This is a genomic window from Vibrio porteresiae DSM 19223, assembly GCF_024347055.1.
Lineage (GTDB): Bacteria > Pseudomonadota > Gammaproteobacteria > Enterobacterales > Vibrionaceae > Vibrio > Vibrio porteresiae.
The window spans coordinates 431,138-457,849 of the sequence record NZ_AP024895.1; the positions used below are offsets into that span (position 1 = coordinate 431,138).

The following is a 26,712-nucleotide window of genomic DNA, read 5'->3' on the forward strand; positions in this document are numbered from 1 at the left end:
ATATGAGTATTAACCGCATCGAAGAAGCACTATTAACACCCGCAGGGCTGACAGAGCAAGATATTGCGGATACCTTGTCGAGCATTGCAACTCGGCAGATTGATTACGCCGACATCTATTTTCAATCTAGTTGGCATGAGTCTTTAGTACTAGAAGACAGTATTATCAAAGACGGTTCATTTAACATCGATCGTGGTGTTGGCGTTCGTGCTGTCACCGGAGAGAAAACCGGTTTTGCTTACTCTGACCAAATTCAATTAGACGGTTTGAGACAAAGTGCTCAAGCTGCACGAGGCATCGCACAACAAGGCCAAAATGGTCGTGTACAAGCGTTTAAACGCCAAGATAATCAAGCGTACTATTCGGCAGTTAACCCATTAGAAAGCTGGGAAAAACAGCAGAAAACAGAACTGCTAAAACAGCTCGATGCCTACATTCGAACTAAAGAGCCACTGATTCAAGAAGTATCGGTGAGTTTAAGTGGTGTTCATGAGCAGATGCTTGTGGCAGCAACGGATGGCACTTACGCGGGAGATATTCGTCCGCTGGTTCGTCTCTCAATCAGTGTTCTTGCTCAAAAAGGCGATCGTCGTGAACGTGGTAGTTCAGGTGGCGGTGGTCGTTTTACTTACGACTACTTCCTCACCGAAGAAGCAGGACAAAAGATAGCGTTCTCTTATGCTGATGAAGCGATTCGTCAAGCACTGGTGAACCTTGAAGCGGTTGCTGCGCCTGCTGGCACTATGCCTGTGGTTCTCGGTTCTGGTTGGCCTGGCGTACTATTGCATGAAGCGGTAGGCCATGGTCTTGAAGGTGACTTTAACCGTAAAGGATCCTCTGTATTCTCGGGCAAAGTAGGCAGTAAAGTAACGTCTGATCTGTGTACGATTGTTGATGATGGTACATTGAAAGATCTGCGTGGTTCATTGAACGTTGATGATGAAGGTGTTAACGGTCAATACAACGTGCTGATCGAAAAAGGCATTCTAAAAGGTTACATGCAAGACAAGCTGAATGCTCGTCTTATGGGCGTAGCGCCAACCGGTAATGGTCGTCGCGAATCTTATGCGCAGTTACCTATGCCTCGTATGACCAACACTTATATGTTACCTGGAGAACACACTCCGGAAGAGATCATCTCTACAGTGAAAAAAGGTATCTATGCGCCTAACTTCGGTGGTGGTCAAGTGGATATCACCTCGGGTAAGTTTGTGTTCTCTGCATCAGAAGCTTATTTGATTGAGAATGGTAAAATTACCACGCCAATCAAAGGCGCAACCTTAATTGGCTCTGGTATTGAAGCAATGCAACAAGTCTCTATGGTCGGTAATGATTTAGGGATTGACCGTGGTGTTGGTGTCTGTGGTAAATCTGGTCAAAGCGTTCCTGTTGGTGTGGGTCAACCAACACTTAAGCTGGATGCATTGACGGTTGGTGGTACTGATTAGTCAATCGGTGATGATGAAAAAGCTGCGCACGTCGCGGCTTTTTTATTGAGTGTGACAAAAGGGCGCCGAGGTCTTTTCGTTGCATTTTGTTGTTAGGCGAGAAAATAGCGGAAAGATCAGGCGATCACTACTTTGTGGGTGGTAATTGCTAACGATCCGTGCCATATTTCGAGCCAATTAAATTGATCCTGTTTTTATTGTCTGGAGCGCACTATGTCTCATGAAGATGACTACATGTCTGTGGAAGAATTAATCGAGTTTCAAAAAGAAGAGACTCGCGACATCATCGCAGCTTTACTTGAAGATGGCAGCGATCCAGATGCCCTCTACGAAATCGAACACCACTTTTTTGCTGAAGATTTTGAGCAGCTAGAGAAAGCCGCGATTGATGCCTTCAAAATGGGTTTTGAAGTGATGGAAGCGGAAGAGACAGAAGATGAAGATGGCAATAAATTGCTCTGTTTCGACGCAAGCATGCAATCTGCATTGAACCCTGAGCTGATTGATGCTCAAGTGGAAAAACTTGTTAATTTGGCTGAAAAACACGACATCATTTACGATGGTTGGGGCACTTACTACGAAGGTGAAGATGCTCTTTACAGCGAAGAAGATGAAGACGACGAAGACGAGTAATTGTTTTGTTACTGAAAGTGCCAGCCGCGAGGCTGGCATTTTTTTATCCTGTTGGGTATAAAGAAACAAATTTATTACAACAATGATACTAAACATGACTCAGCTTTCATTAGCCGGACTTTGGCAGGTTTCCCCGCTCACGGATCTCTCCATTCCTCAAGATGACATCACTTTCCCTGCTCCTTTGAGTTCGGTATTACCTAAAGAACTCAGCGAAGACGTGATTGCTCAACAAGAGTGGCATTTGATGCACGATTTTGAGCTAGATGACGTTTTGATGCTTCATCCCGCGATCGATTTGGTTCTTTCAGGGATAGATTATCATGCCGAAGTGCGAATTAACGGTGTGGCTGTCTTTGACTGCGATGGCTCACAAGCAACCTATCGTAAAAATATCAAACCTTATGTTAGCCGTGGCGGCAATCGGGTCGAGATTCTTTTTCTTGAAGAAGAGGAGGATGATCTTCTCGGAGAAGAGTGGGATGAAGAGCTTACTTCAACTCGTGAACCGTTTGATTCTCGTATCGGTATTTGGCGTGAGCCTTATTTGCAGTTTATTCCCCATGTCCGATTGGGTGGCATTCAGACTGAGCAGATTTGGCATCATGGTGGATGTGAATTACTTGTGACTCTAGAGTTTGAAACGCTTAAGCCTGATTTGGTGTCAGCATCAGTGAAATTTGATGGTATGACCTATTATGTCCCCATTGATGTGCGCGCTAAGCAAGCGAGTGTTTTATTCCAAGTAGACGCGCCCAAACCTTATGACCCTCATCATCCAGATGAAGGGGCACTTTACCAAATTGATGTAGAGCTGGATGGCCAATCATCATCAGTTAAGATCGGTCTTTACGATCATGAGTAATGGTTCACGATGAACAAAAAGAGCATCAAATGATGCTCTTTTTTATGATTCATAAGGTTAATGAGCTAGGCAGTGCCATTGGGTTTTACGTTGCCACATCTTTTCATGGAAGTAGTAAACACAAGTGTTAATGCTTGGCTCAATCAGAGCCATGATGCCACCCACCACTAAGCTGCCACTGATGATGTAGGAAACCATGAAGGCAACGTTAAAGTGCACCAATGCGAAACTCATGGTTTTCCATTGTGGTGTTTGCACTTGTTGGCGACGTTGACTGAAAGTGTTCCACGCCCGTTCATGAAAGTAGAAAGCAACTGTATTTACCATAGGTTCTATCATGGCAATCAAACTACCGAGTAAGATGTCACCAGTCAGTAGATAAGCGACACTCATTGCAACGGTAAAGTGAATTGCGGCAAAGCTTAGAGTCTTTTTCATTGTGTTATCCACCGAGGTATTCTTAAGTTGCTTATAGTATTGATAACTATTCTCAACTTAGCCAGTGGATTTTATCGATAGATAGGATAGGTAAAACTTTGGATAAACAACACCGCATCTGTTGCCTAGTGGTCATAAGATGCGGCGTGATGTCGATATCACAACTCAAGCGGTTTGACGACCATGACACTGATTGGCGAGAATTCCACAACTTTGCTGGCAACAGAACCTAAAACCACTTTGTCCAGTTTAGAGCGCTTATGACTGGGCATGACGATCAAATCTGCATTGAGTTTTTTCGCGTACTCGATAATGGTGGAGTAGGGTTTGCCTTCTACGACGTAGGTTTGATAAGGCATGGTGCTGGGGACTTGTGTTTGGGCAAACTCCTCTAATTGCTGACTAACATCCGCTTTCATTTTGGCTGCCGCATCTTTTGGGAAATAGGTTGCGACCATCGACATATGAATTCCCGGAACCACTGTGAGTAGGTGGAGGGTTGCTTGACTGCGTTCACCAATCCAAGTTGCCTGCTCTACCGCTTTATCACAAAAGCCTTTTTCATTGAGATCCACTGGGACGAGAATATTTTTGTACATAGAGACCCTCTTTGCTGATTATTCAGATGCCTTTGATTGAGTACTATCGAAGTCACCAAATCGATCGATACTGTGGTGCTTTTGCTGTAACCATAGCGTTAAAGCTAATGTCTGAGCGTGCGCGATGATCGTTTTTGTCTTAACAAGGGCAAGATGATAGGCGCGATGTGATCGTTATCGATCGAATCGAAGAGGAGTGAACAGCAAGTGGTGGTTCAGCGTTGCCGTACAGAGGCTCCATCGTGATGGATCCTCTGCGCATTACTGGTTATTTCAATAATCCTGCTTCTTTGTAGTATCTAATCGCACCTGGGTGAAGAGGAATGGATATCCCATCTTTGATCATGTCTTCTTTTTTCAAATTGGCGAAAGCGGGATGTAACCGTTTAAAGCTATCAAAGTTTTCAAATACTGCTTTCGCTACGTTGTAGGCTACGTCATCGGAAATATCGGAACTAGTGACGAGTGTTGCTGCGACACCAAAGCTTTTTACATCTTGATCTGTACCTCGATACATTCCCGCAGGTACGCTGGTGTAAGCGTAATACGGATGAGTTTTAACAATTGTGTCGATTTCAGAGCCTGTTGCCGGTACTAACTTCGCATCGCATGCCGTGGTTGCTTCTTTAATGGCACCGTTTGGATGACCAATCATATAGATGAAAGCATCGATTTTGTTATCACAGAGCGCTTGCGAGCGCTCTGAACCTTTTAACTCTGATGTGAGTTTGAAGCTTTGCGTTGTCCAACCAAATGCATCCATCACAACCTGCATCGTTGCACGGTCGCCAGAGCCGGGATTACCGATATTCACGCGTTTCCCTGCAAGGTCCTTGACGTTTTTAATACCAGAGTCAGCGCGGGCAATAATGTTAAAGGGTTCGCTATGAAGAGAGAAAATAGCACGCAGTTTTTTATACGGACCGTGATCTTTGAATTCGCTACTGCCGTTGTAGGCATGGTATTGCCAGTCAGATTGAACGATTCCGAAGTCCAATTCGCCAGAGCGGATACTATTGACGTTATAAATTGAGCCATCTGTTGATTCTACAGAGCAACGAATGTTGTGATCTTTACGCTCTTGATTCACTAATTTACAGATAGCACCACCGGCCGGATAGTAAACACCAGTCACTGAACCAGTGCCAATGGTAATAAATTCTTGCGCACTAACCGAATTGGTTAAACACACTGCTGCAGCAATGGTTCCTATGTGAACGAGTTTTTGTAATTTCATCAATCCCTTCCCTTGGCGGTACTTTCATTTGGGTAGAAAAAACGGATGCGTTGTTTTCTCCCAAAGAGACCTTTCATCAATAAGTGCATATAACAAATCATACCAACAAATTGGCGGGAAATTATAGGTGTGTAAAATTTGGTGACAGTAAAGAGAAGGATAAAGCGTAATAAATAGAGCGGATTTTTTATTATCTTATTGATATTTTTAGATTAATTATCAATTAAAAGGTTGCTTATGACACAAAATAAATGTGAGAAAAATCACGCACAGCTATCTTAATAGTGTGCGTGAAAAATCAATAAGTTAATTAGCCGTTGTACTCGAACAGCTCACAAACAGAAAGGTACAGTTGTCGGGTAGTAATTGGCATGGTTGGAGTGATAAAAATCGTATCATCGCCAGCAACAACGCCCAGAATGCCTTCTGATTTACCAAGGGAATCAAGTAATCGAGCGATCAATTGTGCAGCGCCAGGGCCTGTATGAATGACGACTAATGCGGCGTTGTGGTCGATATCTAATACCAATTCACGCAGTGAACTTGATACTGTTGGAACCCCTAGTTCTGCTGGCAAGCAGTACACCATTTCCATTTTGGCATTACGTGTACGTACCGCGCCGAATTTGGTCAGCATGCGTGATACTTTAGATTGGTTGATATTATCAAACCCCTCGTTTTTTAACGCATCAACGATGTCGCCTTGAGAGCCAAAACGCTCTTCTTTCAATAAAGCTTTAAAAGCACGAACTAGATTATCTTGCTTGTCTATATTGCGCATGTTTCTTCTTTTATTCAGTTAGGGTCAACAATTACTGCATATTTTCGCATAGATATGCATGATTCGCCAAGTTATTCAATAAAAGTGTCAGAAAGGTCACTTAAACACACAAAAAATACCATCTTTGAGCTATTCTCACTTGAGGTTTGGCGCATTATTCCCATAATAACGCCCCCTTTAAGTGCAAGTAGTTGGTCATGTATTGAGCAACCTCTCAAAAGTAAAAGTTAAATTCTTGTAACGAAAATGTGATTACTATAATTGCACAGAAGTTAGCTCCACATACCCTACTGAACACATATATAAGAGACCAGAAGTCTCAAGGAGAATTCGAATGAAAGTCGCTGTTATTGGTGCCGCTGGTGGTATCGGTCAAGCCCTTGCATTGTTGCTCAAGAATCGTCTGCCTGCTGGATCTGATCTTGCTCTGTACGATATCGCTCCCGTGACTCCCGGTGTTGCCGCGGATTTAAGTCACATCCCGACCCCTGTTTCGATCAAAGGCTACGCAGGTGAAGATCCTACGCCAGCTTTAGAAGGAGCAGATGTTGTGTTGATCTCTGCTGGTGTTGCTCGCAAACCTGGTATGGATCGTGCGGATCTTTTTAATGTCAACGCCGGCATCGTAAAATCGATTGCTGAAAAGGTTGCTCATAGCTGTCCTAAAGCGTGTGTGGGGCTAATTACTAACCCTGTGAACACCACTGTGCCTATCTTCGCTGAAGTGATGAAAAAGGCGGGTGTTTACGATAAACGTAAACTGTTTGGTGTAACGACGCTGGATGTCATTCGTGCTGAAACATTTGTTGCTGGTTTAAAAGGTAAAGACCCTAGTGGTGTGAGAGTGCCTGTTATCGGTGGGCATTCGGGTGTGACTATTTTGCCTCTTCTCTCCCAAGTTGCAGGTGTGAGCTTCTCGGATGAAGAAGTGGAAGCACTGACAAAACGTATCCAAAATGCGGGTACTGAAGTGGTTGAAGCGAAAGCGGGTGGGGGTTCTGCGACCTTATCAATGGGTCAAGCTGCGTGTCGCTTCGGTTTGTCTCTCGTTAAAGCAATCCAAGGTGAGAAAGGTATTTTGGAATACGCTTACGTAGATGGTAGTAGTCGTCATGCGCCATTCTTCGCTCAACCTATCATTTTGGGTAAAGAGGGGCTAGAGGAAGTGCTCGACTACGGTAAGCTCAGTGCTTACGAACAATCAGCATTAGAAGGTATGTTGGATACGCTTAATAAAGATATTCAACAAGGTGTTGAGTTTGCCAATAAATAGCCATCTGTAACTTCCAGCGATTTTTTCTGGGACGAAAGAGAGTAAAAGCCGGCGTTTTACGTCGGCTTTTTACATTTTGGAGATCAGCAAATCATGCTAGGCAGAACTTACTTGGTGCGATTAACCGCCATGTGAGCCAATGTAATCAATGCTTCTTTATATTGACTCTCTGGAATCACCGCGAGTTCAGCAATAGCTTTGTCAGCTTCTTGCTGCGCTTTTTCGATCGTGTAACGTAACGATCCCGCTTGATCCATGGCTTCAAGGATCTCAGCAAGACGATCCATGCCGTTGGCGTGTTCGATCGCATCGCGGATCATTGCTTCTTGCTCCGGATTGCCATTACGCATCGCATGTAGCAGTGGCAAAGTTGGTTTGCCTTCTGCAAGATCGTCACCCACGTTTTTGCCCATCTCTTTGCCGTCAGAGGTGTAGTCCATCACATCATCGATAAGTTGGAATGCTGTCCCCAAATAGCGACCGTAGTTTTGCATCGCAACTTCAATCTCTTTTGGCGCTTCGATAAGTAGGGCACCAATTTGGGTTGCAGCTTCAAACAGACGTGCTGTTTTGGAGTAGATGACCTGCATGTAGCTTTCTTCGGTGGTATCAGGGTCGTTACAGTTCATCAACTGCTGTACTTCACCTTCGGCAATAACGTTCACTGCATCGCTCATGACGGTCAAAATTGGCATTGAGCCGAGTTGAGTCATCATTTGGAAAGAGCGAGTGTAGATATAATCACCGACTAACACGCTCGCAGCGTTGCCAAAAGCAGCATTGGCTGTCTCTCTACCACGACGCATATCTGACTCATCGACAACGTCATCATGCAGCAAAGTTGCTGTATGAATAAATTCGATAAATGCCGCAGCAAGAGTATGTTTTTCGCCCTCATAACCGAGTGCTTTTGCCGATAATATCGCCAAAAGTGGACGTAGGCGTTTGCCACCACTGCTAACGATATAAAACCCTAGTTGGTTGATGAGGGATACATCTGAGTTTAGTTGCGCTTGAATTGTTTCATTCACTTTTGCCATGTCGTTGGCAGTAAGCGCTTGGATAGCTTTAAAATCCATTATAAATCCGGCTGAAGTTAGAGCCTTTATGGCGTTTTGATCTTCGATAATTATTGAATAATACACTAAAAAACATTGATAAATACATGGTAGAAAGGCATGATTGCGCCACTTTTCTTTGGCGATTAGCTTTTCGCCAATTTTTTTCAAATATGGCTTGTCATGGGGACGTCATTCGCGTAGAATCTGCGCCCTATTGATGATTAGTTTAGCGCACACCCAAAATGCACAAAATGTACGCATACGGCTGTGCGGAAAGAGCGGAGTAAAATATGTACGCTGTTTTCCAATCTGGTGGTAAACAACACCGTGTAAGCGAAGGTCAAACCCTTCGTTTAGAAAAATTAGACGTTGAAACTGGCGCAACTATCGAATTCGATAAAGTGCTTCTAGTTGCAAACGGCGAAGAAATTAAAGTTGGTGCTCCTCTTGTAGAGGGCGGTAAAGTTGTAGCAGAAGTTGTACAACACGGTCGTGGCGATAAAATTAAAATCGTTAAGTTCCGTCGTCGTAAACACTCTCGCAAACAACAAGGTCACCGTCAGTGGTTCACAGAAGTGAAAATCACTGGTATTAACGCTTAAGTTATTAGGAGAGTCTAACAATGGCACACAAAAAAGCTGGTGGTTCTACTCGTAACGGCCGCGATTCTGAAAGTAAACGCCTAGGTGTTAAACGTTTCGGTGGTGAATCTGTTCTTGCAGGTAACATCATCGTGCGCCAACGTGGTACTAAATTCCACGCTGGTACTAACGTTGGTATCGGTAAAGACCACACTCTATTCGCTCTTGCTGAAGGCAAAGTGAAATTCGAAGTGAAAGGTCCTAAAAACCGTAAATTCGTTAGCATCGAAGCTGAATAAGTTTAGTTTCTAGATGAATCCAAAAGCCCTGCCGTTAGGTGGGGTTTTTTATTTATCTAAGGTACAGAAAGCGTAGAGCTCATACCAAGATACTCACGAGAGAGTAGCTTGTTATCTGTTCCAAAGCGAAGGGGTGTGTCATGGCGCGCCGGCTTCTGCTAAAATTTATATCATTCTCAGTAAATGATGTTGCAACGCAAATAATGCGGAGTAAAAGATGAAATTCGTTGATGAAGCGGTAGTGAAGGTTCAGGCTGGTGATGGCGGCAACGGTGTTGTTAGCTTCTGGCGTGAAAAATTTGTTACCAAAGGTGGCCCAGATGGTGGCGACGGTGGTGACGGCGGCGATATTTATATCGAAGCAGATGAAAACCTGAATACCCTTATCGATTACCGTTTTCAGCGCTTCTATGAAGCTGAACGCGGCCAAAATGGTGGTGGCGGCAACTGTACTGGTAAACGCGGTAAAGATAAGGTTATGCGCGTTCCTGTTGGTACACGTGCTGTTGATATCCATACTAATGAAGTCGTTGGCGAAGTAGCTGAGCACGGTAAACGTGTAATGGTTGCTAAAGGCGGCTGGCATGGTTTGGGTAATACGCGTTTTAAATCCTCTGTAAACCGTGCTCCTCGTCAAAAGACGATGGGTACTAAAGGTGAAATGCGCGAGCTACGCTTAGAGCTATTGCTTCTAGCTGACGTGGGTATGTTAGGTTTACCAAACGCTGGTAAATCAACCTTTATTCGTGCTGTATCAGCAGCGAAACCAAAGGTTGCTGACTATCCATTTACCACTCTAGTTCCTAGCTTGGGTGTAGTGAGTGTCGTTCCAGAGAAAAGCTTTGTTGTCGCTGATATTCCTGGACTGATCGAAGGTGCAGCTGATGGTGCTGGTTTAGGTATTCGTTTCTTGAAACACCTTGAACGTTGCCGTGTATTGCTACACATGATCGATATTATGCCTGTTGATCAAAGCGATCCTGCACAAAATGCTTTAACCATCCTTGATGAGCTAGAGCAGTACAGCGAAAAGCTAGCAAACAAACCACGTTGGTTGGTATTCAACAAAGTTGACCTTATGTCTGAAGAAGACGCGCAAGAGGTTATCCAAGATGTGTTGGATGCATTAGGTTGGGAAGATGATTACTTCACGATCTCTGCGATCAATCGTCAAGGTACGAAAGATCTCTGCATGAAGCTGGCTGACTTTATGGAATCTATGCCTCGTGAAAAAGAAGAGATCTCCGAAGAGCAGCGTGTCGAATTCATGTGGGATGACTACCACAAAACTGCTATGGCAGGTGATGACGTTGTTACCGAAGATGATTGGGACGATGAAGATTGGGATGACGAAGAAGATGACGGTCACGTTATCTATGTTCGTGAATAATCACTGATCTAAACTTTGAAGAGCCGCAATAGTTATTGCGGCTTTTTTATGTCTAAATCAAAGGAAATGAATTTGACGTTATTACGATATGTTTTGATTGATAAATCTTATGTATTATCAGCATATCAATGTCATTAAGCGTATTGGTTAGGAAAGGAATCATGATCTCAAAGCAGAGAGCGGTGTCTCGTCTGATTGCTCAAGCTGGGCAGATGTTGTTAGCTCACGGTGCGGAAAGCACCCTCGTAGGGGATATTATGCGTCGCATGGGCTTTGCCTGCGGAATGCGCGAGGTAGAAGTTTCCCTGTCTGCCAGTTCTTTGGTTGTGACCACGGTTTATAACGATCACTGCATTACCACCACCCGTAGCTGCCCTGATAAAGGGCTTAATATGCGAGTTGTGACTCAAGTGCAGAGGATCTGCATTATGATGGAGCGTAATTTGCTCGATCATACAATGGCTCAGCATAAGCTCGATACGATCAGCCCAAAACGTTATAACCGTTGGATCGTGATCCTGATGATCGGTTTGTCTTGTGCTTCATTTAGCCGTTTAGCGGGGGGGGATTGGGCTGTCTTTGGCATGACGTTCCTTGCTTCTGCTATTGGTATGGCGGCTCGTCAGGAGATGGCTTCTCGTCATTTCAATCCACTCCTTAACTTTGCTACTACGGCGTTTGTAACGTCTCTTATCTCTACTCAAGCGATTAATTATCATATCGGTAACACGCCTACGCTGGTGATGGCATCTTCTGTATTGATGCTGGTGCCGGGCTTTCCTCTGATTAATGCCGTCGCGGATATGCTCAAAGGCTATGTGAATATGGGGATCGCTCGGTTTACTTTTGCCAGCCTACTTACTTTGTCTATCTGTCTTGGCATCATTGCCGCTATGCGTATTACTGGAATTTGGGGGTGGTGATGGAGCAGTTTTTACTTGGTTTAGCAAACGACATGTTTTTTGCCTCGATTCCTGCTGTCGGGTTTGCTCTCGTGTTTAATGTTCCGGTACATGCTTTACGCTTTTGTGCCATTCTTGGGGCAGTGGGGCATGGCTCGCGGTTTGTGATGATGCATTTTGGTGTGCCAATTGAGTGGGCCACCTTTTTTGCAGCTTCCATTGTGAGTTTCATTGGGGTGTATTGGTCGAAGAAGTTTTTGGCTCACCCGAAGGTTTTTACGGTTGCGGGTATTATTCCTATGGTTCCAGGGGTATTTGCTTATAAGGCGATGATTGCGATGGTGCAGATAAATCACGACGGTTTTTCTTTGCATTTGATGCAAGTGCTCACGGAGAATTTCCTCAAAGCGATGTTTATTATTGCTGGCTTAGCGATTGGTCTTGCCGTCCCTGGCCTGTTATTCTATCGCCGTAAACCGATTATTTAGCCACCCAGTAAATCAGAGATAAAGCATGTTAATTAGTATGATTGCCGCGATGGCGAACGATAAAGTGATAGGTAAAGACAATCAAATGCCTTGGCATTTGCCAGCGGATTTTGCGTGGTTTAAGCGTTGTACTATGGGTAAGCCCGTCATCATGGGACGAAAAACCTATGAGTCGATCGGTCGACCTTTACCTGGTCGTCACAATATTGTGATCAGTCGCGATGCTTCTTTAGTGATTGATGGTGTATCGACCGTGTCATCCATTGAGCAAGCTTTAGAATTAGTCAAAGATAATGAAGAAGTTATGATTATTGGCGGTGGGTCAATCTATCAAGCATGCCTTGAACTGGCTTCTCGTCTTTATATTACTGAAATTAAAGCAGACATCGCTGGTGATACCCGCTTCCCTGATTGGGGAACTGGTTGGAAAGAGATCCATCGCGAAACCTATCAGGCTGATGAGAAGAACCAATATGATATGGAATTTGTCATTTTGGATCGTCAATAAAAGAAAACCTGGCTCAGCCAGGTTTTTTTATGCGATTGCCGTTAACGCGGCTTGAGTATAGAAAGTTTTCGTTTCCCAACACATCATGGTGAGATCCCCGCCCCACACACAACCCGTATCCAAACCGATTTCGGAATTGCTGCGATAGCCTTCCAATGCAGCCCAATGCCCAAAGAGGATGGTTTTTTCGATGGGTTTTCTGTTGTTCACGGTAAACCAAGGTATGAGCTCACTCGAGTCCACTTCTGCCGGTGGCAATTTGCATTGCATGTCCAAGCGTCCATCAAGAAAACAGAACCGCATGCGCGTATAAGCGTTGATGATATAACGGTATCGCTCGATACCTTGTAGCTCCTCATCCCAGTAATCAGGCGTGTTACAGTACATATTGCGCAGTAGCCATTGCCATTGATCCCCATGGAGAATCGCTTCAACTTCACGTGCTGCGTTACGTGCTGTGGTGAGATCCCACTGTGGTGAGATACCTGCATGGCACATGAGAAATTCATCATGTTCAGCGAGCAGTGGCTGTTTTCTTAACCATTCCAACAGAATATCTTTGTCAGGCGCATCGAGAATAGGTTGGGTTTTGTCTTTAGGCTTAGCTTTGTGAATCCCTAAAGAGACTGCCAAGAGATGCAGATCGTGGTTACCCAAAATGATGCGAGCGGAGGAGCCTAAAGAGTGAACAAAGCGTAATGTTTCGAGTGATTTTGGACCACGAGCAACCAAATCTCCAGCGAGCCAGAGTAAGTCTTTTTCTTGATCAAAATTAACGGCTTTTAACAACAACTGTAATTCGTCTAGGCATCCTTGAATGTCACCGACGATATAATTTGCCATGTCAACTCCAACTAATTCAAAACATTAGGAACCGCAAGTCGAAACGGTTCTATATCAGTTATAAATTCATCACCATTTTCATCATGCATAAGGTACTGACCTTGCATGACTCCAACGGGAGTTTCTAAAGCAGTACCACTGCTATAGGTGTATTCATCATTGCCTGCAATGAACGGTTGTTCACCCACTACACCTTCGCCTTCAACGCTCATCTGTTTGCCATTGGCATCGGTGATGAGCCAACGTCGGCTAATCAGTTGTACCACTTCTTGACTCAGATTTTTGATGGTAATCAGGTAGGCAAACACATAACGATTTTGCTCAGGGGTTGATTGTTCAGGAATGTACTTAGTGTGAACTTGAATCTTGATACAAGGTTTTGAAACATCCATATCGACTCCTTGGCGAGGGCTAAATAAAAATAGGACGACCTAAGTCGTCCTATTTACTATGCTTCGTGGTTGGCATCCAACCAGTTTGCCATTTTGACAAACTGCTCTAGAGTGAGGTTTTCTGGACGCATTGTTGGGTTAATCCCAAACTCTTCCAGCTGCTCTGCCTCTAGCAAGCCTTTGTAGCAGTTACGTACGGTTTTGCGGCGTTGGTTAAAGCCTTCACGTACTACACGATCCAACCATTTCATATTCGTGGTTGGGTGCGGTAGGGTTTCGTAAGGAACCAAACGCACAACCGCTGAGTCCACTTTTGGTGGCGGAACAAAGGCCGTTGGTGGTACTTCTAAAACTGGAACCACTTTACAGAAGTACTGTGCCATAACAGTAAGACGACCATAAGCTTTCGTACCTGGGCCTGCGGCTAAGCGTTTTACGACCTCTTTTTGCAGCATAAAGTGCATGTCTTGCACATCTTTATGGAATTCAAAAAGATGGAACATCAGTGGTGTAGAAATGTTGTATGGCAAGTTACCGAAAATACGGAGTTTATTGCCTTCTTGTACCAACTGAGTAAAGTCGAAGCGCATGGCATCGCCTTCGTGAATCGTTAGCTTTTTAGCCAGCTCTGGGTGATGACGAAGACGTTCAGCCAGATCGCGGTCCAGCTCAATCACGGTCATTTTGTCAACTTCACGACCAACAGGTTCAGTTAGTGCTCCAAGACCTGGACCGATTTCTACCAAATTTTGCCCTGGTAGAGGGTTAATTGCAGAAACAATACCGTCGATAATGTACGGATCGTTTAGAAAGTTTTGACCAAAACGCTTACGCGCTTTGTGCCCCATATGGACATCATTTCTCATAGTTTTCTCGAAATTATTTCGCTTTCTTATCTACTAGCTCGATAGCTTGTGTCAATGCTGTTTTAAAACTTCCAATATCAGCAAGACCGGTGCCAGCAAGATCGAGTGCTGTACCATGGTCAACGGACGTCCTAATAAAAGGTAAACCTAAAGTGATGTTTACTGATTGTCCAAACCCTTTGTATTTTAGTACAGGTAACACTTGATCGTGGTACATGCCCAAAACCGCATCGGCGTCTTGTAAATATTTGTCGCTAAAAATGGTATCAGCTGGCAATGCTCCCACCAGATGATATCCCTTTTCTTGACGTAATCGTTCGAGTGTCGGGTTTATAGTATCGATCTCTTCATGACCCAAAACACCATCTTCACCGGCGTGAGGATTCAAACCACAGACGTAAATCGTCGGGCGCTCAATCGCGAATTTTTCGACCAGATCTTTATGGAGAATATCGATAATTTTCTCCAAACGTTCACTGGTGACGGCTTTAGACACATAAGCCAATGGAATATGTGTTGTAACCAGTGCCGTTCTTAGTCCTTCTGTTGCCAACATCATGACAACTAAAGGTGTTTTAGACAGTTCAGCAAAAAATTCAGTGTGGCCGCTAAATGCGACTCCAGCTCGGTTAATTACCCCTTTGTGCACGGGGCCGGTGACAATAGCATCAAATTCATCATTCATACAGCCCAAAGCGGCTCTTTCTAATGTTTTTAATACATATTGTCCGTTGGCTTCATTTAACTGGCCAGCAATTGCTGGCTCAGAAATAGCGACATGATCAACAACTAAAGTGCCCGCTTTTTGTGGTGTCGCAGGGCTATCTTTTTGATAATCATGTAATTGAACCGAGATGTTGAGTTGTTGAGCTCGTGTCGCTAGTAACTGCTTATCGGCACAAATGACCAATTGATGCGGCCAATCGTGTTGTGAAAGCGCGAGTACGAGATCTGGGCCAATACCTGCAGGTTCACCTGCAGTGACGACCAATTTTCTAACTGTCACTGTCATCACCTTTTACTACTTCAACGTAGGCGCCAGCACGTAGCTCTTGTAACCATGCACTTGCTTCTTCATTGAACTTACGATTAAACAGAATTCGGTAAGCTTTGTTCTTCATCGCTGCATCGGTTTTATCGACTTTACGGCGATCAAGTACTTCCACAATATGCCAACCGTGAACCGTTTTGAATGGTTCGCTGATTTGTCCGACAGGCAGCGTTTCGACTTGGTGTTTGAACTCTGGAACATACATGTCTGGCGTTTGATAACCCAGCTCACCTTTTTGTGCTGCAGAGCCTGGGTCTTGGCTGTACTGTTGTGCCAATTCGCCGAAAGTGGCTTCACCTGATTTGATTTGGCGAATGAAGTCATTCAACTCTTTTTTCGCGCCATCATCGCTAAGAATGATGCTTGGTTTAATCAAAATATGGCGAGCATTCACTTCAGTCACCGCAACCGACTGCAGACCTTTCACATCGGTGATTTTTAGAATATGGATACCAGCGCCGCTAGTGAAAGGACCAATGACATCACCTTTGTGTTGATCCTGAATCTGATCAGCAAAAATGGTTGGCATCTCTTCTTTGCGCATCCAGCCCCAGTCACCGCCTTCCAGCGCTTTAGGACCTTTCGATACGCTCATGGCAAGTTGACTGAAATCTGCGCCATTCTTTAATTGAGCAACGATTTTTTTCGCCTGTTCAGTGACTTGAGCTTTATTTGAATCGTCATAACGAAGTTGGATATGACTGATATGGTATTGCACTGTAGCGTTGGTTTCTTTTGCTAGCAGTTTGGCCATGTTATCCACTTCGGCTGGGATAATATTGATACGGCGACGAACTAGGGCATTACGGGCTTCACTGATTTCCATCTCCTTACGGATCTGTTCACGAAACTCTGCGTAAGTTAACCCTTCTTCTTGAACGGATTTTGTCAGTTGTTCAACGCTTTGCTTGTTACGTTCAGCAATCTCTTTGATCGCTTCGGTTAGACTTGCATCGTCAATTTTTACGCCGATGCGTTTGGCTTCTTGTTCCTGCAATGTGTCCAGTGTCAGTTTTTCAATCACTTGCTCACGTAGGGCGGCATTGTCTGGAAGTGCTTGGGCATTTTTATTTGCGTTAGCTTTAATGGTTTTGATCGCGTTATCGATATCACTCTGCAGGATGACGCCATCGTTAACGATGACTGCTACACCATCAAGCTCAACGGGTTTAGCGAAAGCCGTGGAGGTAATCGTCAGCATAGTTGCGATACTAATTAAGGCGTGTTTCCACAAATTCATTTCAGATCCTATTGAAATTAGAGGGCTGAAAACTCAGCCCTAAGTGATTAGTTATTTAGGAAAAATGGTCGGCCATAGCCTAATGAGCTACTGCTAGAGATGAGATCTTTACCCATATTGGTACCTAAACCAGTGATACCGAAGCTGATGCCAAAGTTGTTCTCATAAACAGGCGTTGCATCTGGGTAGTTATACAAGGTGCTATTCCAGTGATCTAGCTCTCTGCTGTAAGTAAATCCTAGGTACCAACAGTCCGATGTATAACGTAGACCAGCGATCCACTCTAAAGGTTCATCTATCGTTAGATCATAGAAATATTGACCAGTCGCATACCATTTAGGCGAAATTTGATAGGCACCCAGTAGACCCGCTTGGGATACACCGTCAGTGGTGTAGTTGCGGTAGTTGTCTTTGGTAATAAAGCTGGCTTGTTCTTGGATGTAATCTAAGCTCACGTAGCGGTAGTTAGCTTGCACGTAACCTTTATCGAAACGATATTCCAGAGTGCTATTGCCTGTCTGAACACTGTCTTTATTGGTATCGTATTGGATACCACCGTGATAGAACAGGTAATCATCGTAGTTAAAGTCAGTCTCTACTGCCCAAGCGGAGAAATCTGAGCTGCTCTCATCTTCGTCGACGTCTTCTGGTGTTGATGCCGAATGGAAGTAGAAAATTTGGCCGAAGGATACGTTGAAACGCTCTTTATATTGATCATCAAAGAAACGAGTGGTGGCACCGTAGCTCAATTGGTTCGCAGAGGCGATATAGTCGATACTGCTGTAACGATGTGAGCGGAACAGACCGTAATAGTCAGTTTGTAGCAGAGTAGTATCGTAGTATGAGTAGATCTCTTTCTGGTCTACTTTAGGAATGTACAGATACTGTATCTGAGGTTCTAGAGTTTGGGTGTATTCACCAAACACTTTATCATTACTTTCAAGAGTAATGCCTGCATGGGTGCGAAACTCAGGAACGACGCGCGAGGTACTCTCTTTTAGGTCATAACCATCGGCTTTAATGTCGGTTAAATCAACACCATTGAGATCTTGTTGATAATAGGTGCCGAGCACGCTAGCTTCTGTCGTCCAAGTTCCCCAAGTATTGCCAAGTGGAATGCTTAGCCCTGGTTCAATATGGACACGAGTAGCGGATGGCTTGTTATCTGAGTCATTCTCAAAACGCGCAATATGACTTTTTAGGTCAAAGTCCAGATAAGGCATCAACTCGGGTGCGTAGTAGTTGTACGATAGCTCAGGCAATAGTTTATAAGGCAAATCACTAGAGCTTTCGGTCAACAACTGGAAGTTACGGACTAAGAGAGAAGCATCCCAGTTTTGGGTACGATACTGAGCTTCGCCTTCTTGCATTAATTGACCGTCTTCACGGTTACCCACACTAGAACTTAAGTCAGAGAAGTAATCTATATCACTGACTTTGGAGTAATCAATGGTGAACTTCCAGTTCTTGTCGTAAATACCGTTGTGCTCATATTGGAAACCCCAACGAGCACCGTCCTCTTCATACTGGTTATCTTGAGGCAAGTATTCAGAAGTAATCTGACCTTCGCCTAAATCTGAAAGATAACGGAATTTACTGTTGAGTTGAGTGCCACGTTTTTGCATGTAATGCAATGTGGTCTCTAAGTCATAGTTAGGTGCTAAGTTCCAGTAGAAAGGAACCTCAAGCTCCATACCATCTTTTGAGCCATAGGAAACACTAGGGTAAAGGAAACCTGTTTTACGCGTATCACCGATTGGCACAGTCAGCAGCGGCAAATACATGACCGGAACGTTCTGAATTTCAAAGCGAGGATTGTAGAAGGTAGCCTCTTCTTCGTCTTGGTCAATGTCGATACTGGATGCGACGAAACGCCAAGAACTATCTCCCTCAGGACAGGAGGTAATCGAACCATCTTCGATTTGATAAACTGCCTTGCCTGTACGAGAAATATAGACCGCATGACCACGACCAGGCTGGCATAAGAATTGGTAATCCGTGTTTTCTAAGGTCATTTGATCAGAGTTAAGGTTATTAGTCGCCTTATCTGATCGGGTTTTGACTTGACCATCATTAAACTGAACATCGCCTTCAGCAACTACGACATTCTCTTTCTGGTGTAATGTGACGTTATTGGCTTTAATGCGCTTGGTGCCTTGCGTCACCACCACGTTACCCGAATACGTAGCCTTATCACCATTAATTGCTTCTAGCTTATCTGCCTCTACATTGATAGGCTGTTCCTGCGCGTTTTTCTGTTCAGATTGAGGTACGACGCATTGTTCGATGCTGCTTATCTCTGTTGAACGAGTCACTTTGCTGTCTTCAGCTTGAGTTTGAGGCGCGAATAGAGCCGCACTAATGGAAGCGGCTAAAAACGTGCGGGGAAAACGTAACATTGAGTTGTTCTATCCTGTTGAGCTTAAATGATTCCTGAAATCGGGAGCGAAAACCAAAACTTAAATATAACAGTTCATATCATAAAGGAATTTGCAGCTTCCGACACTATCAGACTGCTTTGCAACTTAAAAATTCACACATGAGAGCACATAATGCAGATTTTTGGCAAAATTCTTGGCGCTTTCTTTGGGTTCCTCTTTGGTGGACCTATTGGCGCTATTTTCGGGTTATTTCTTGGACATCAATTTGATAAAGCAAGGCGTTTAAGTCAAGCCGGTTTTAGTACTGGGACATTTGGCGGTGGCCCAAGTCAGGCTGAGAGGCAACAGGAGTTTTTTAATGCTGCCTTTGCTGTAATGGGGCATGTTGCTAAAGCAAAAGGGCAGGTGACACGTCAAGAAATCCAGCTTGCGACACAAGTGATGGATCGCATGGGCTTGGTTGGTGAACAACGCAAAGCTGCGCAAGATGCTTTTCGTCAAGGTAAAGAGTCCTCGTTTCCTTTAGATCAGGTGTTGGAGAAAATCCGCATTTTGACCTCTGGCCGATTCGATTTATTGCAATTTTTCCTTGAGTTGCAAGTTTCTTCGGCATTCGCTGATGGAGATTTGCATCCAAGCGAACGTGAATTGTTGTTTAGAATTGCTCAGCGTTTAGGATTTTCAGCGGCACAGCTAGAACAACGTTTACGGATGCAAGAAGCTGCGTTTCGTTTTCAACAAGGCGGATTTGGTGGTCAAGGCTCTCAGCACAGCGGTGGCCAATCAGGTTGGCAACAAGCCAACACTAAAGATCAGATCGCGGATGCTTATGAAGTGTTAGGTGTTAGCGCTGATGCGGATGAGAAGACCATTAAGCGCGCGTATCGTAAATTGATGAATGAACACCATCCAGATAAATTGATGGCGAAAGGTTTACCACCAGAGATGATGAATGTGGCAAAAGAAAAATCCCAACAAATTCAACATGCATACGACTTAATTAAAAAAGAAAAGGGAATGCATTAATTTCTCTCAACGTATTAACCAGCCTGCGGGCTGGTTTTTTTGTCTCTGTTATCGGGCTAAAGGGGAGGGAGTCTCGTCAATCAACAGTCGCTCAGAATTAGCTCTGTGTTCTACTTGGCCTATTAACGTTACTTAGTGGTAATTGGTGAGTCGCTTTTTAGCGTCGCAGAAACGAAAAAAGCCACAGCAGGTGCTATGGCTTTTTCGAAAGTGGCTCCCCCTGCAAGACTTGAACTTGCGACATACGGATTAACAGTCCGCCGTTCTACCGACTGAACTAAGGGGGAATTATTCTTTTTTGTTCTCTCTAGAGAATGGTGCCGACTACCGGAATCGAACTGGTGACCTACTGATTACAAGTCAGTTGCTCTACCTACTGAGCTAAGTCGGCTTGGTATCAATAAGAAACAATCTTATCGATGAAAGTGGCTCCCCCTGCAAGACTTGAACTTGCGACATACGGATTAACAGTCCGCCGTTCTACCGACTGAACTAAGGGGGAATTATTCTTTTTGTTCTCTTTAGAGAATGGTGCCGACTACCGGAATCGAACTGGTGACCTACTGATTACAAGTCAGTTGCTCTACCTACTGAGCTAAGTCGGCACATTTTTTTGTCATTCGTGTCAGACACCAACAACTTAAAAGTGGTGCCCGGAGGCGGAATCGAACCACCGACACGGGGATTTTCAATCCCCTGCTCTACCGACTGAGCTATCCGGGCGACGAGGTGTATTAAAAGGTTTTTCCGGTTTTTCGTCAACACTAAATTGCAAAAAAAAGTTTGTTTGTTGTTTTTATATACTTTATGGCCTGTTTTTATCCATTTTTAAGTAAAAGCAGCGATATTTTAGGGTTGGAATCCTCTGAATGATGGCACTAAATACGCCATTCAGTTCTATTCCCCGTTGTAAATTAGTAGGGCCGATGGAGAAAAAATAGGTAATCGCAACTTATTGGTTATCCAATTGGATTAAAGCCAAACCTTAGTAAGTCAATCAACTGGATGCAAAGTAAACAAACGGAAGGCGCCGATGTTTTTACGCGTTTATAGGCTTTAGACACATAATCCATAAGGAACAGCATAAATGTTCATAAAATAACGCAACAGAGGGCACAAAAATGACATCGTTCACTCTAGGCTACCGAATAAACCTATTTTGTCATTTCTAAAGAGGGCAGTTTGGTTTTTATGATCACAGTGGATAAAAAATGATGAATGAATGCAAAGTGATATTTAGCATGGCAAAAAGTGATGGCATTAGCTATTCAATAGAGTAGGGGAACGACTTCTATCATCAATCCAAAGTGACTAAATCAAAAGTGAAGGATTTCGATTAAGGAACGATTAACAACTGATGCGAGCAGTTTAGGCTAATAATCGCTAGGGGATAACATGATGATTGAGCAGAAAAGAAAAAAGCCACAGCAGATGCTGTGGCTTTTTCGAAAGTGGCTCCCCCTGCAAGACTTGAACTTGCGACATACGGATTAACAGTCCGCCGTTCTACCGACTGAACTAAGGGGGAACAAATTGTGGTGCCCGGAGGCGGAATCGAACCACCGACACGGGGATTTTCAATCCCCTGCTCTACCGACTGAGCTATCCGGGCAAATAAATGGTGCCGACTATCGGAATCGAACTGATGACCTACTGATTACAAGTCAGTTGCTCTACCTACTGAGCTAAGTCGGCACACTTTATTCTGTGTGTGCACGTCGTAACGAACACCAAAATTTGTGGTGCCCGGAGGCGGAATCGAACCACCGACACGGGGATTTTCAATCCCCTGCTCTACCGACTGAGCTATCCGGGCTAACGGAGCGCTATTAAACGGATTTTCGCCCCAGTCGTCAACCTGTTTTTTAAAAAAAACTAAAAAAATGGTTTAAGCGACGGTATTTTAGACAATCTGCTGGTTTTTAGTGCTTATTGAACTCTTTTTGGTATTGAGTCACTTTTTCTAAATATCGACGCGACTCTGCATTCGGGTGTTTTTTAGTCAAAGCCCAATACACTTGGTTCGGCTCAAGGCGGTTAATATCCTTTACCGCTCGGTTTCGATCACGACTAAAGGTGTTCAAAACCCCTCCAGTACCTCCGTTGTATGCGGAAATCATGCTGTATTCCAAAGATATTGGGTTATTGACCTGATTTAGATAACGAGTTTTGAGCAGATAGAAATAGGCCGTACCAATGTCGATATTGTTTTCTGGATTGAACAAATATTCCGGTGAGGGCTGGCCTGAGCGGTTTTTCACAAGATTAAATACATCCTTGCCCGCTGTTTTGGGAACAACTTGCATCAGTCCATAAGCATTAGCCCAGCTCACTGCATAGGGGTTAAAGCTACTTTCGGTTTTGATGATCGCATAAATGAGATCTTCTGGAATGCCATAACGCTGAGAAGCTTTGCGGACAATGCTAGCGTATTGATAACCACGGATCTCGATTTGATCTTCTACCATTGGGATCTCAACGTAGTAGGCTTTTTTGAAATCCACTTCTTTGGTCTTAAGTTGATGTTCAATCAAATAATCGGCGTAGCGATTGGCGCGCCAAGTCCATTGAATAGGCTGTTTGTCTTGGTCTACGACCTGTTTATAAAGAAATGGTTGCCCCTTCAATTGAATGTTTTTAGAGGAAAAAAGGTCTACTTGAGAGGGGTTGTCAGGGGTGAGTAGGGTGGTAATGATGGCATTTCTCAAGTGCTCTTTGGGCTCGGTTGACGCCACGGTTTCAACCACAATCACCCCAGTATCGAAATTGACGTCGGTACGGCTGAGATAGTTATCTATGTATTTTACGTAGTTACGTTTGCCCGCCATTTTGATCTCTTTGCTGCCCCATTTTTTTTCAATGTTGCCTGAAAAGCTGTTGATCAATGCATCTAATGCAGCGGTGTCTTTTTGATATTGTCCTGGCAACTGGGCCAGATTTTTAGCAAAACGATTGGTCGGCTCAAAGTCGACATCGTAAAGGTTTTCAACCATTTCGCGGCTACAGCCAACCAAATTACAACTAATCAAAAAAATTGCTGCTAGGGGGAAAACAGTTCGTCTCATTCCATCCTCTACCAATAAAAAGGCCATACAGAGTATGGCCATTGCTGGTATTACGCACTTGGTGGCGTGTACCCTTCAATGTGAACATCTTGACCTTCAAAAAGGAAATTCACCATTTCTGTTTCAAGAAGCTTACGATGCGCAGGATCCATCATATTGAGCTTTTTTTCATTGATAAGCATGGTTTGCTTATGTTGCCATTCCGCCCATGCTTCTTTTGATATTGAGTCAAAAATACGTTTGCCTAGTTCGCCTGGATAGAGCTGGAAATCCAGTCCTTCAGCTTCTTTTTTCAAGCGGGCACAAAAAACAGTGCGACTCATTGAGTTGTCCTCTTAGTTCATCAATTCAAACGGTAGGCTTGCCAACAACTGTTTTACTGGTGCAGCTAAGCCTATTTGTTCGGGTTGTTGTAAGTTATACCAAAGACCTTTATTCGCTTCCATTATCATGTCGGGTTTTGTCGACAACTCGATAAGAATAGGGGTGATATCAAGGTGATAATGGCTAAATGTGTGACGAAATGCGATCAAGGTTTGTTGCTGCTTAATCTCACTATCTTTGATGCCTAAACGCGTAAGAACGTCACCAACTTGCGCATTTTTGTGTTCTGGAAAACTGTAGAGGCCGCCCCAAATACCCACCTGTGGTCGCTGCTCTAACCATACCTCATCATTATGATGCAGCATGACAAACCATGTCTCTTTCACCGGTTTCTCTTTCTTGGGTTTTTTACCCGGATAATCTTGTGGGTTACCTTGAGTGAGTGCTTGGCAACCTGCTGAAATGGGGCACAAACTGCATTTCGGTTTACTGCGCGTGCAGATCATTGCGCCCATATCCATCATGGCTTGATTGTATTTATCAACATCCGTTTTAGGCGTATTGAGCTCTGCATAATGCCAAAGTTGTTCTTCGACTTTTTTCTGACCTGGCCATCCATCCACAGCGTAGTAGCGCGCTAATGTTCTTTTGACATTACCGTCTAAAATCGCGTGGGGCAGTTTATATACTGAAGAGAGCACGGCAGCCGCTGTTGAACGGCCGATGCCTGGTAACTCGTTCATCGCTGTCAAATCTTGCGGAAATTCGCCTTGATAGCGTTCTACAACGGTTTGAGCCGCTTTGTGTAAGTTACGGGCGCGAGCGTAATAGCCAAGGCCGGTCCAGTAATGAAGGACTTCATCTTGCGGTGCTGCAGCAAGATCTGAAACCGTTGGAAAACGTTCAATAAAACGCTGGTAGTAGGGAATGACGGTGGCGACTTGTGTTTGTTGGAGCATGATCTCCGATAACCAGACGCTGTACGCAGTTTTATTTTGTTGCCAAGGGAGCTCTTTACGCCCATAGGCTTCATACCAATCAAGGATCGACTTTGCAAAAGGAGTCACGACATGCTCTTTCTTATAATGATGTTGAGTTAAAATTGCACCACACTTTCGCTAATAAGTACAACGGACAAAAAGTATGGGAATAGAGCATTTCATAGGATTTTTCGTGAAATGCTTGCACCAAAGAAAATTCTTTGGATAATTCCCGCTCTGTTTAATCAATGTGCAGGCAAAACCAATGAGTGAAGTAACCACAAACGAGTTTACTGATGATGGTAAAGTACTACGTAGAATACGCAGTTTCGTTCGTCGTGAGGGCCGTCTAACCAAAGGGCAGGAAGCCGCTATTAACGAGTGCTGGCCAACCATGGGGATTGACTACCAAGATGCTTTGCTAAATTGGTCAGAAGTGTTTGGTAACAATAATCCAGTCGTCTTAGAGATTGGGTTTGGCATGGGTGCTTCTCTGGTTGAGATGGCAAAAAATGCTCCGGAGAAAAACTTCATCGGTATTGAAGTACATAGTCCTGGTGTTGGCGCGTGTTTATCTTCTGCTCGTGAAGCAGGAGTGACTAATTTGCGTGTAATGTGTCATGATGCAGTTGAAGTGTTTGCACATATGATCCCAAACAATAGCTTGACCACATTACAACTATTTTTCCCAGATCCTTGGCATAAAAAGCGTCACCACAAACGTCGTATTGTTCAGCTTGAATTTGCTGAAATGGTTCGCCAAAAACTGATTATTGGTGAAGGCATTTTCCACATGGCGACTGACTGGGAAAACTATGCTGAACATATGATTGAAGTGATGAATCAAGCGCCTGGTTACGAAAATATTGCTACCGATGGTGACTATATTCCTCGTCCAGATGAACGTCCTTTAACTAAGTTTGAAGCGCGTGGTCACCGACTAGGTCACGGTGTTTGGGATATCAAGTACAAGCGCATTAGCTGATGATGTTGGCCAATAGCTAAGTGAATTGAGCTTGGCGTATTGGTTTTTGAACTTTAGTGATTATCGATGCCAACATTGCTTCAATGTTGGCATTTTTTGCCTCTGGAGAAGGACAATGAAACCGACTCATGACATCCTTGCGGCCATTTTGGATGAAGTACGCCCTTTGATCGGCAAAGGGAAAGTGGCTAACTACATTCCCGCCTTGGCGAAAGTACCTAACGATAAATTGGGTATTGCTGTATTTACCAATTCAGGCGAAGTGATTACCGCTGGTGATGCTGAGGAGGGATTCTCGATCCAATCGATCTCTAAGGTGCTCGGATTGACATTGGCGATGCGTCAATATCAACCGGAAGAGCTTTGGCAACGTGTTGGCAAAGAACCGTCTGGTCAGGCATTTAACTCATTGATTCAGCTTGAAATGGAGCAAGGCATTCCGCGTAACCCGTTTATCAATGCGGGGGCGATTGTTATTGCCGATATGCTACAAAGCCGTTTAAGCGCCCCAAGGCAGCGTCTGTTAGAGTTCTCTCGTGGTTTGTCTGGTAATGAAGCGTTGCAGTATGACAAAGTCGTCGCGGCATCTGAAATGATGCATAGCGATCGCAACGCTGCGATTGCTTATCTGATGCGCTCATTTGGTAACTTTGAAAACGATGTTATTCCCGTGTTGAATAACTATTTTCATGCTTGTTCGCTACGTATGAGCTGTATCGATTTGGCAAAAACTTTCAGTTATTTAGCGAATAAAGGTCGGTCGGTGATTACTGATGAAGAGGTGATCACCTCGACTCAAAGTAAGCAAATCAATGCGTTATTAGCAACGTGTGGGTTGTATGACGGAGCTGGTGAATTTGCTTATCGCGTCGGTATGCCGGGTAAATCCGGGGTTGGCGGCGGTATTGTTGCGATTGTCCCAGGAGAGATGACCATAGCGGTTTGGTCTCCTGAGCTGGATAAATCAGGCAATTCGCTGGCAGGCACGCGCGCGTTAGAACTGTTTGCCAAACGTATTGGCCGTTCAATTTTCTAAGATCCGCTCAAATGAAAAGA

At 44.2% G+C, this 26,712-nt stretch carries 27 protein-coding genes and 9 tRNA genes; 13 read left to right on the top strand and 23 right to left on the bottom strand.

Annotated elements, in window-relative coordinates; all coding sequences use genetic code 11:
* Window positions 1–2: 2 nt before the first annotated feature.
* From tldD to OCV11_RS01990, 3 genes are all read left to right on the top strand, one after another.
* A complete protein-coding gene (tldD, locus tag OCV11_RS01980) occupies window positions 3–1,448 on the top strand; it encodes a metalloprotease TldD (RefSeq protein ID WP_261894684.1) in 1,446 nt (481 codons plus the stop codon).
* Window positions 1,449–1,661: 213 nt separating this feature from the next.
* Window positions 1,662–2,081 (top strand): ribonuclease E inhibitor RraB, encoded by a 420-nt coding sequence (gene rraB / locus OCV11_RS01985; RefSeq protein ID WP_261894685.1) that lies wholly within the window; start codon window positions 1,662–1,664, stop codon window positions 2,079–2,081.
* A 94-nt stretch (window positions 2,082–2,175) separates the two neighbouring features.
* Window positions 2,176–2,946 (top strand): glycosyl hydrolase 2 galactose-binding domain-containing protein, encoded by a 771-nt coding sequence (locus tag OCV11_RS01990; RefSeq protein WP_261894687.1) that lies wholly within the window; start codon window positions 2,176–2,178, stop codon window positions 2,944–2,946.
* A gap of 57 nt (window positions 2,947–3,003) precedes the next feature.
* On the opposite strand, the gene OCV11_RS01995 is transcribed toward OCV11_RS01990, so the two are convergent.
* The 4 genes from OCV11_RS01995 to argR form a co-directional block, all read right to left on the bottom strand.
* A complete protein-coding gene (locus OCV11_RS01995; protein ID WP_261894688.1) occupies window positions 3,004–3,384 on the bottom strand; it encodes a DUF2061 domain-containing protein in 381 nt (126 codons plus the stop codon).
* A 158-nt stretch (window positions 3,385–3,542) separates the two neighbouring features.
* Window positions 3,543–3,983, bottom strand: coding sequence for a universal stress protein (locus tag OCV11_RS02000; protein ID WP_261894690.1), 441 nt, complete (start codon window positions 3,981–3,983; stop codon window positions 3,543–3,545).
* Between the two features lie 268 nt (window positions 3,984–4,251).
* Window positions 4,252–5,220 (bottom strand): TAXI family TRAP transporter solute-binding subunit, encoded by a 969-nt coding sequence (locus OCV11_RS02005; RefSeq protein WP_261894691.1) that lies wholly within the window; start codon window positions 5,218–5,220, stop codon window positions 4,252–4,254.
* A gap of 310 nt (window positions 5,221–5,530) precedes the next feature.
* Complete coding sequence (gene argR / locus OCV11_RS02010; RefSeq protein ID WP_261894692.1) at window positions 5,531–6,001, bottom strand: transcriptional regulator ArgR; 471 nt, start codon at window positions 5,999–6,001, stop codon at window positions 5,531–5,533.
* Between the two features lie 334 nt (window positions 6,002–6,335).
* On the opposite strand from argR, the gene mdh reads away from it, so the two are divergent.
* Window positions 6,336–7,274 carry a malate dehydrogenase gene (gene mdh / locus OCV11_RS02015; protein WP_261894693.1) on the top strand — a complete coding sequence of 313 codons (939 nt, stop codon included), beginning with the start codon at window positions 6,336–6,338 and terminating at the stop codon, window positions 7,272–7,274.
* A gap of 107 nt (window positions 7,275–7,381) precedes the next feature.
* Here mdh and ispB read toward each other — a convergent pair whose 3' ends face one another.
* Complete coding sequence (ispB, locus tag OCV11_RS02020; protein ID WP_261894694.1) at window positions 7,382–8,353, bottom strand: octaprenyl diphosphate synthase; 972 nt, start codon at window positions 8,351–8,353, stop codon at window positions 7,382–7,384.
* A gap of 272 nt (window positions 8,354–8,625) precedes the next feature.
* Between ispB and rplU the strand changes: the two genes are divergently transcribed.
* The 6 genes from rplU (at window position 8,626) to folA (ending at window position 12,503) form a co-directional block, all read left to right on the top strand.
* On the top strand, window positions 8,626–8,937 hold the full coding sequence (rplU, locus tag OCV11_RS02025) for a 50S ribosomal protein L21 (protein ID WP_261894695.1): 312 nt from the start codon (window positions 8,626–8,628) through the stop codon (window positions 8,935–8,937).
* 20 nt (window positions 8,938–8,957) lie between these two features.
* On the top strand, window positions 8,958–9,215 hold the full coding sequence (gene rpmA / locus OCV11_RS02030) for a 50S ribosomal protein L27 (protein WP_086982114.1): 258 nt from the start codon (window positions 8,958–8,960) through the stop codon (window positions 9,213–9,215).
* 217 nt (window positions 9,216–9,432) lie between these two features.
* On the top strand, window positions 9,433–10,605 hold the full coding sequence (cgtA, locus tag OCV11_RS02035) for an Obg family GTPase CgtA (RefSeq protein WP_261894696.1): 1,173 nt from the start codon (window positions 9,433–9,435) through the stop codon (window positions 10,603–10,605).
* A gap of 161 nt (window positions 10,606–10,766) precedes the next feature.
* Entirely contained in the window at window positions 10,767–11,528 is a 762-nt protein-coding gene (locus tag OCV11_RS02040) for a threonine/serine exporter family protein (RefSeq protein ID WP_261894697.1), read from the top strand.
* On the top strand, window positions 11,528–11,995 hold the full coding sequence (locus OCV11_RS02045) for a threonine/serine exporter family protein (protein ID WP_261894699.1): 468 nt from the start codon (window positions 11,528–11,530) through the stop codon (window positions 11,993–11,995). The genes OCV11_RS02040 and OCV11_RS02045 overlap by 1 nt, the downstream gene beginning before the upstream one ends.
* A 25-nt stretch (window positions 11,996–12,020) precedes the next feature.
* Entirely contained in the window at window positions 12,021–12,503 is a 483-nt protein-coding gene (gene folA, locus OCV11_RS02050) for a type 3 dihydrofolate reductase (protein WP_261894700.1), read from the top strand.
* A 27-nt stretch (window positions 12,504–12,530) separates the two neighbouring features.
* Here folA and apaH read toward each other — a convergent pair whose 3' ends face one another.
* From apaH to lptD, 6 genes are read right to left on the bottom strand one after another with little or no spacing between them, the layout of a single operon-like run.
* On the bottom strand, window positions 12,531–13,346 hold the full coding sequence (apaH, locus tag OCV11_RS02055; protein WP_261894701.1) for a bis(5'-nucleosyl)-tetraphosphatase (symmetrical) ApaH: 816 nt from the start codon (window positions 13,344–13,346) through the stop codon (window positions 12,531–12,533).
* Window positions 13,347–13,357: 11 nt separating this feature from the next.
* The gene (gene apaG / locus OCV11_RS02060; RefSeq protein WP_261894702.1) at window positions 13,358–13,738 is read right to left on the bottom strand and encodes a Co2+/Mg2+ efflux protein ApaG; all 381 of its coding nucleotides are present in this window, start codon (window positions 13,736–13,738) and stop codon (window positions 13,358–13,360) included.
* Between the two features lie 56 nt (window positions 13,739–13,794).
* Window positions 13,795–14,604 (bottom strand): 16S rRNA (adenine(1518)-N(6)/adenine(1519)-N(6))-dimethyltransferase RsmA, encoded by an 810-nt coding sequence (gene rsmA, locus OCV11_RS02065; RefSeq protein WP_261894704.1) that lies wholly within the window; start codon window positions 14,602–14,604, stop codon window positions 13,795–13,797.
* A 13-nt stretch (window positions 14,605–14,617) separates the two neighbouring features.
* Window positions 14,618–15,616 (bottom strand): 4-hydroxythreonine-4-phosphate dehydrogenase PdxA, encoded by a 999-nt coding sequence (gene pdxA / locus OCV11_RS02070; protein WP_373332812.1) that lies wholly within the window; start codon window positions 15,614–15,616, stop codon window positions 14,618–14,620.
* Entirely contained in the window at window positions 15,600–16,895 is a 1,296-nt protein-coding gene (gene surA / locus OCV11_RS02075) for a peptidylprolyl isomerase SurA (RefSeq protein ID WP_261894707.1), read from the bottom strand. Before surA ends, pdxA begins: the two co-directional genes overlap by 17 nt.
* Window positions 16,896–16,942: 47 nt before the next feature.
* Window positions 16,943–19,294, bottom strand: a complete 2,352-nt coding sequence (gene lptD, locus OCV11_RS02080; RefSeq protein ID WP_261894709.1) for an LPS assembly protein LptD — start codon at window positions 19,292–19,294, stop codon at window positions 16,943–16,945.
* A 153-nt stretch (window positions 19,295–19,447) separates the two neighbouring features.
* Between lptD and djlA the strand changes: the two genes are divergently transcribed.
* Window positions 19,448–20,302, top strand: a complete 855-nt coding sequence (gene djlA, locus OCV11_RS02085; protein WP_261894710.1) for a co-chaperone DjlA — start codon at window positions 19,448–19,450, stop codon at window positions 20,300–20,302.
* Between the two features lie 211 nt (window positions 20,303–20,513).
* On the opposite strand, the gene OCV11_RS02090 is transcribed toward djlA, so the two are convergent.
* The 12 genes from OCV11_RS02090 to mutY form a co-directional block, all read right to left on the bottom strand.
* A tRNA-Asn gene (locus OCV11_RS02090) sits at window positions 20,514–20,589 on the bottom strand.
* 28 nt (window positions 20,590–20,617) lie between these two features.
* Window positions 20,618–20,693, bottom strand: a tRNA-Thr gene (locus OCV11_RS02095).
* 35 nt (window positions 20,694–20,728) lie between these two features.
* Window positions 20,729–20,804, bottom strand: a tRNA-Asn gene (locus OCV11_RS02100).
* A gap of 27 nt (window positions 20,805–20,831) precedes the next feature.
* Window positions 20,832–20,907, bottom strand: a tRNA-Thr gene (locus tag OCV11_RS02105).
* A gap of 42 nt (window positions 20,908–20,949) precedes the next feature.
* Window positions 20,950–21,025 (bottom strand) — tRNA-Phe (locus OCV11_RS02110).
* Window positions 21,026–21,754: 729 nt separating this feature from the next.
* A tRNA-Asn gene (locus OCV11_RS02115) sits at window positions 21,755–21,830 on the bottom strand.
* An 8-nt stretch (window positions 21,831–21,838) separates the two neighbouring features.
* Window positions 21,839–21,914, bottom strand: a tRNA-Phe gene (locus OCV11_RS02120).
* A gap of 7 nt (window positions 21,915–21,921) precedes the next feature.
* Window positions 21,922–21,997: transfer RNA gene (locus OCV11_RS02125), tRNA-Thr, on the bottom strand.
* A gap of 45 nt (window positions 21,998–22,042) precedes the next feature.
* A tRNA-Phe gene (locus tag OCV11_RS02130) sits at window positions 22,043–22,118 on the bottom strand.
* Between the two features lie 106 nt (window positions 22,119–22,224).
* Window positions 22,225–23,367, bottom strand: coding sequence for a membrane-bound lytic murein transglycosylase MltC (gene mltC / locus OCV11_RS02135; RefSeq protein WP_261894711.1), 1,143 nt, complete (start codon window positions 23,365–23,367; stop codon window positions 22,225–22,227).
* 50 nt (window positions 23,368–23,417) lie between these two features.
* Window positions 23,418–23,690, bottom strand: a complete 273-nt coding sequence (locus OCV11_RS02140; RefSeq protein ID WP_261894712.1) for an oxidative damage protection protein — start codon at window positions 23,688–23,690, stop codon at window positions 23,418–23,420.
* Window positions 23,691–23,702: 12 nt separating this feature from the next.
* Window positions 23,703–24,758: an A/G-specific adenine glycosylase gene (gene mutY / locus OCV11_RS02145; RefSeq protein ID WP_261894713.1), complete on the bottom strand. Its 1,056-nt coding sequence runs from the start codon at window positions 24,756–24,758 to the stop codon at window positions 23,703–23,705.
* A gap of 178 nt (window positions 24,759–24,936) precedes the next feature.
* On the opposite strand from mutY, the gene trmB reads away from it, so the two are divergent.
* The gene (gene trmB, locus OCV11_RS02150; protein WP_261894714.1) at window positions 24,937–25,656 is read left to right on the top strand and encodes a tRNA (guanosine(46)-N7)-methyltransferase TrmB; all 720 of its coding nucleotides are present in this window, start codon (window positions 24,937–24,939) and stop codon (window positions 25,654–25,656) included.
* Window positions 25,657–25,771: 115 nt separating this feature from the next.
* Window positions 25,772–26,692: a glutaminase B gene (gene glsB / locus OCV11_RS02155; RefSeq protein WP_261894715.1), complete on the top strand. Its 921-nt coding sequence runs from the start codon at window positions 25,772–25,774 to the stop codon at window positions 26,690–26,692.
* The last annotated feature ends 20 nt before the right edge of the window (window positions 26,693–26,712 follow it).